This window comes from Pseudomonadota bacterium, from assembly GCA_022572885.1.
GTDB lineage: Bacteria > Pseudomonadota > Gammaproteobacteria > Steroidobacterales > MnTg04 > MnTg04.
The window spans coordinates 1-5,574 of the sequence record JACZVC010000056.1; the positions used below are offsets into that span (position 1 = coordinate 1).

At 53.0% G+C, this 5,574-nt stretch carries 2 protein-coding genes and 2 pseudogenes; all 4 read right to left on the reverse strand.

What is annotated here, in order from left to right:
* Positions 1-180 precede the first annotated feature (180 nt).
* The 4 genes and pseudogenes from IIA05_12780 to IIA05_12795 all read right to left on the reverse strand — a co-directional run bounded on the left by IIA05_12780 (position 181) and on the right by IIA05_12795 (position 5,076).
* Positions 181-1,212 carry a transporter gene (locus IIA05_12780; protein ID MCH9027966.1) on the reverse strand — a complete coding sequence of 344 codons (1,032 nt, stop codon included), beginning with the start codon at positions 1,210-1,212 and terminating at the stop codon, positions 181-183.
* Positions 1,213-1,225: 13 nt separating this feature from the next.
* Entirely contained in the window at positions 1,226-2,959 is a 1,734-nt protein-coding gene (locus IIA05_12785; protein MCH9027967.1) for an arylsulfatase, read from the reverse strand.
* Between the two features lie 329 nt (positions 2,960-3,288).
* Positions 3,289-4,397 (reverse strand): annotated as a pseudogene (locus IIA05_12790) (IS3 family transposase).
* 136 nt (positions 4,398-4,533) lie between these two features.
* Positions 4,534-5,076 (reverse strand): annotated as a pseudogene (locus tag IIA05_12795) (hypothetical protein).
* Positions 5,077-5,574: the final 498 nt, after the last annotated feature.

Sequence of the window (5,574 nt, forward strand, 5' to 3'; positions counted from 1 at the left end):
ACCTGGTGTCAGCCAAGAACTATCGGTTATTCCGATTGCGTGCTTTCGCGTCTTGGAAATACGCAACTGCGTGATCAGTGATGTCTGCTCAAATTTGATTAGGCTGAGCATTTAACTTGTCAATACCCTCATTTCTCGTTCGGACATCTCGCTGCTAAAATTGGTGCAGCCTCAGGGCTTCTACTCATTGCCTAGTTTCCTTATGTTTTCGATAGCCCGATCCCATGCGTAGATGAACTGGAGTCGGATCATGCTGTTATCGATGTCACTGTCACCGAAGACATTTGAGCTGAAGCTGGTTCGTACGGTTACGTTGTCCGTCACCTGGAAATTCAAGGTAAAACCGAGATCTCCGATCTCGAGGTCGCCTCCTAAATCAACGCCATTGATTTCTGACTGGAAACCATTGCGGTAAAGCAGATCGATGGAGCCAAAAAAGTGTCGGGTAAAGTCATGGGTCCAGTGTGCTTCGACTTGCCACATAGGATCGTTCTGCAGTTTCTGTCCCAAAAAGTCGTCGTTCTCGGTAAAGAGCCAGACCGATGGAACCACCTCGAGGCTCGACATATAGCCGGGAGTAAAAACACCAAAGTGGTATTTGAATGGGAACGCGATCCGCCCATAAAATCTATTGAGGCCCAGATTCGCTATTTTGGTGCTGTCGTATTCCCCAAGCGGAACGCCAAGCATCAAGGCGGCATCGAGGGTCCAGGTTGGTTCGTAGTTCAGATAATCGAAGATCGCATTTATCTTCGGCGTACCTAGAAGATTCATGTCGAGTTGTACTGACGGGTCACCGTAGCCGGAAGCAGACTGACTAAACGAAACACCCGGGACGACACCGGGTGGCAAAAACTCTGGCGGCGTGAGGTTGATATCGAAGTCTATATCGACACTACCCCCAAGTACGTTAACGCTAAGTATTGAAGGCCGATCAAAAAGCGTCATATGGCGCGCCCAGCTCAAAACAAAAATATCGGCCTCGGCGTCGGCAGCAGGGTAGATGTAGTGCGCCGGATCGAATTGCAGCGCTTTAGAGGCTTGCAGGTGCATGTTCAGGTATTGGAATGATATTGCGTTGGTGCCGGCTCTTCCTTTCCAGTAAGCGCGTGCACCGTCGTCCTGAGCAATCGCCGGTCCGGAAATCAATGAAACGACAACCGTAAATGTGGTAAAGGCCAAGAATCGGGTAAGACCATTTATTATTTTCATGACTAATATCTTCTTATTGACTGAGAAGTTCAATTAGCTTTTCGTGAGAAACCTGCTCCAGGCCACGGACCGGTGGATAGCTATCGGCTTCCACAACTGCATCGGGAAGTGCCTTTCTGGCACCTTCGAATGGCGACCGATTGCCAACGATTACGCCGTTCATCTCGACGTACTCATCCCACAGTGCGATGAGACGTGCTTTTTCCTCGGGAAACTTCTCAGACAGGTCGTATTGTTCGCCGGGATCCGCAGCGAGGTTGAATAGCTGCCAATCCCAGATACCGTAGGGCTGATAGTGCCAGCTGATTTTCCAGTCACCCTGGCGAATTGCCCGGTTGCCAAACAGTTCCCAGCCAAGCCAGTCATCCGGACCCCGGGGAGATTGCACTTCGCCTGCCAGCATTTGCGCCCAGCTCTTGCCCTGCATAGGTACAATGTCACGACCTTGGAAAGTAGTGGGATGCTCTACTCCTGCCAACTCCAACAGTGTCGGCGTCAGATCCATGACATGGAGAATGGCACTCGTATTTATTGCACCGGCACCTTGTACGCCTGGGCCGCTTATGATCAGCGGGGAGCGCGTACCGCCTTCAGCGAGAAATCCTTTGTAAAGCCGGAAGGGCGTCATCGAAACTTGCGCCCAGGCCGGTCCGTATTCGGCGAACGAGCCCTTGCGCCCGATGAAATTGTGGCCCGATTCGGCGAAGTTGGCCGCCGCATGCAGATATCCCAAGGTGCCGGGTCGACCCGCCACCATACCGACCAGGTCGTTTCCTTCTGCTCCGTTGTCGGAGAAAAAGATAACGACCGTGTTGTCGTACTCGCCAATCTCCTTCAGATAATCGAATACGCGCCCGATCTGGTCGTCCATGTATTCAACCATCGAGGCATATAGTTCCATTTTGCGCCCCAACGCAATACGGGCTCCCGGTGCCAGCATCGAGGCTCGCGGCAGGAACCACAGGCGCTCCGCAGTACTGACGCCTTCTTCCACAATACCCAGATTCTGCATGCGGGCGAGACGACGCATACGAATGACATCCCAACCTTCGTCGTATTTGTTTTTGTAGCGCCGCAACCAGTCATCTGGAACTTGCAGCGGCCCATGAGGAGCGGTAAACGCCATGTAGGCGAAGAAGGGCTTGCCGTCTCCGCGGCCCTCTTCAATGAACTGAATGGTTTTGTCGGTGTAGTTTTTAGTTGAGTAGAAATCCTTCGGCAGTTTTTCGACGGGGCGTCCGTCCTCCGTGTAGGGACTTTTGGGTATCTGCCATTCAACGTTCCACTGGGAGTCGAAGTGACTACCCCCTCCGACCAGCAAGGAGAAGTCGCGCTCAAAACCACGGGCGTGCGGAATCTGGTCAGGTTTAAGTCCGAGATGCCATTTCCCAACCATGTAGGTGTGATACCCGCCATCTCGCAACAGGGAGGCGACTGTGGCAACGCGCTCGTTCAGCACACCCTCGTAGCCTGGTTGTCCTACCTGGTTAGGCGCTAACAACTCGCCCATGTTGCCCAATCCGGCAATATGATTGTCCGTTCCGCTAAGCAGCATCGATCGGGTAACCGAGCAGGTAGGGCTTACATAGAAGTTGGTGTAACGCATACCTTGCTGTGCAAGATCATCCAACACCGGTGTGTTGATTTCCCCGCCGTAACTACCGAGGTCTGAGTAACCCATGTCGTCGGCAACGATCACAAGAAAGTTGGGACGATCATCTTGCGCCAGAGCCAATCCGTGCGCCATCAAGAGAAATGTTACGGGCAGTAACGATTGAGTGCGGGCGACGTATTCCGACTTACTCATGAGCTTTTCCCCGTGGTCATAAGTAACCTAATAATTATAGGGCATCTAATTCGTTCATTCTGAGGCTACCACCAGGGGCCGCATATCCGAGACAACCGAAAATGCCAGTGTAGGTAGCTGAACGTCCGCATTGGGTCGTTAGCGGCCCCTTTTCGCGATTCTAGCTTAATGTCCGCTTTGGAGGATGGTTTTGGTTTTGCCCCGGTTTAATGGACAGTTTCGTAAAGGCCGCATGTCCGCTTTTCGAACGCCACCGGACTGATGTTACCAAGATAGCCGTGGCGGCGTTTTCGATTGTAAAAACACTCGATGTAATCGAACACATCGGCCCGTGCTTCGTCTCGAGTTCGGTAGCGTACCCGGTTGACGCGCTCGCGTTTCAATAGCCCAAAGAAGCTCTCGACCACGGCATTGTCGTAACAGTTACCGCGAGCACTCATGCTGCATCGGATGCCGTGCTTTAAAAGCTCATCACGAAAGTCATCGCTGGTGTACTGGCTGCCACGGTCGGAATGATGAATGAGTGCGGTATCGGGTCGCCGTGAACCGAGCGCCATCGACAGCGCATCCATGACCAGGTGCCGACTGATCCAGCGACTCATCGACCAACCCACGATGCGTCTGGAATAGAGATCCATCACCACCGCCAGGTAAAGCCAACCCTGGTTTGTTGACAGGTACGTGATATCCGATGCCCAACGTTGGTTCGGTGCCACGGCCGTGAAGTCCTGATCAAGCAGATTCTCTGCCACCGGGTGGCTCGGATCCCGTGTCGTCGTGACCTTAAAGTGCCGCTGCGGACAGCCTCTAAGTCCCGTTAAACGCATCAATCGGGCCACTTTGTGCCGCCCACAACAGTATCCTTCGTCCCTGAGATCACCCGTTAACTTGGGGCTGCCGTAAACACCCTTACTCTCAGCATGCAGGCGTCTGATGACGCGAGTTAACTGCTGGTCCGTCTGCGCCCTGTGACTCTCAGGCCGAACCCGCCAGGCGTAGTAGCCACTCCTTGAAACCTTGAGCACCCGGCACATCATACTCACCGGGTACTGAGTGCGACGTCGATTGATACACCGGTATCTCATGTCGACTCCTTGGCAAAGAACACCGCCGCATCTTTTAAAAAATCTCGTTCCTGTTTGACTTTAGCCAGCTCGCGTTTGAGCTTGGTCAGCTCCTCGTCACGAGAGCGTCCCTGGCCTGGAAATGCCTCATCCCCTAACAGCCGGTACTCATCTCGCCAACGACGCAGTTGCCGCGCACTGATGCCGAGCTCCTCGCAGACGATGACATCCGTCACGCCTTCTTCGCTCGCCCGCTTCAAGGCTTCTCGCTTGAACTCCGGACTGTATCGTTTATAACGCTTCTTCTTCGTCATCAGACACCTCCCAGCGCATTATCGCGCCAATTTAAAGGTGTCCACCAAACCGGGGCAGGTCCTAGAAGCGGACGTGCGCTGAACCAAGAAACCCCGCCGCCGTGGGCGAGGCTTCCTAGTTCCTCTCTATTGGAAATCAGTCGCTTGAATCGACCGGTATCATGATATGTGCGTAGTCAGTGTCCTTCCACATTACGTACGGGCCGCCTGAAGATGGATCATCGGTAATGCCTTTCAGCAATTCCTTCGGCACAATGACCATCAGGTGTGGGCCGGTTTCCACGTAATCATCCGCACTCGCAGGATCTTCGTGATAGGGATCCGAGTTACTGGCCCCGTGGCCGGCAGGATCGCCAAGCAACACGTATGAAATACCAACACTCGATGCCGTATATGCCGCCTTCGCACCCAACGCACCCATCATTTCTCCCCAGACAGCATCGATACAAATAGCAGGACCACCAGGCATTGTTTCAGGCAAGCAGGTCCAGCCATTGCTTCCTTCGACCACAACTTCACCGTTGATCACTATCGTAGCGTCAGCACCAACTGCAGCCGGCGCCGCAGCTCAGGCATGGGCCACCATTTTGTCAACCTCATCATCTGCAACAGCGGTGCCAATTCCAACCGCAATCAATACCAGCCACAATACAGATTCAGAAATATTATTCTTGTTCATTATTGTTGTCTCCATAATTTTATTTCTTGTTAGTCCGTCATCCTACAGGTTTCTTGACCTGGACTGATCGCAATCTTGGCCAAATTGACAAGCAGGTGTTTGCATCAAGTATTGACGCCAACTTCAGTAGCGCATGGCGGAGCTTCTGCTGCCGGATGTGCCTTTCGCAGAGCATTTCGTTGGTCAACGCCGATGGGCAGTTGCAACGTCCGCTTTGGGTCGTTAGCGGCCCTTTAGTATCGTATGAGGCCAATGGCCGCTATTGAGCGTAAAGCGGACATTGGATCCAGTCGATATGTAGTCATGGCTTTTGCCCAACTAAGGCACGGACCGTGTCAAATGGATCATAAGCGATTTGGGTAATAGATACGTGCCCTACTCAGGCAGTGGCTTCGATCTGAGAATCATACAGTTAGGTTTCGTTTACGGGAGACTTGCGGGAGTAACTCGCCTGCGAGCTCTGTCTATAGGAGACGGTATCCTTTTGAAGGCTCTCTG

Excerpts from the sequence above, each read along its gene's own strand:
- IIA05_12785 (MCH9027967.1), bottom strand. The coding sequence starts at position 2,959 with ATGGCGCACGGATTGGCTCTGGCGCAAGATGATCGTCCCAACTTTCTT.
- IIA05_12780 (MCH9027966.1), bottom strand. The coding sequence starts at position 1,212 with ATGAAAATAATAAATGGTCTTACCCGATTCTTGGCCTTTACCACATTT.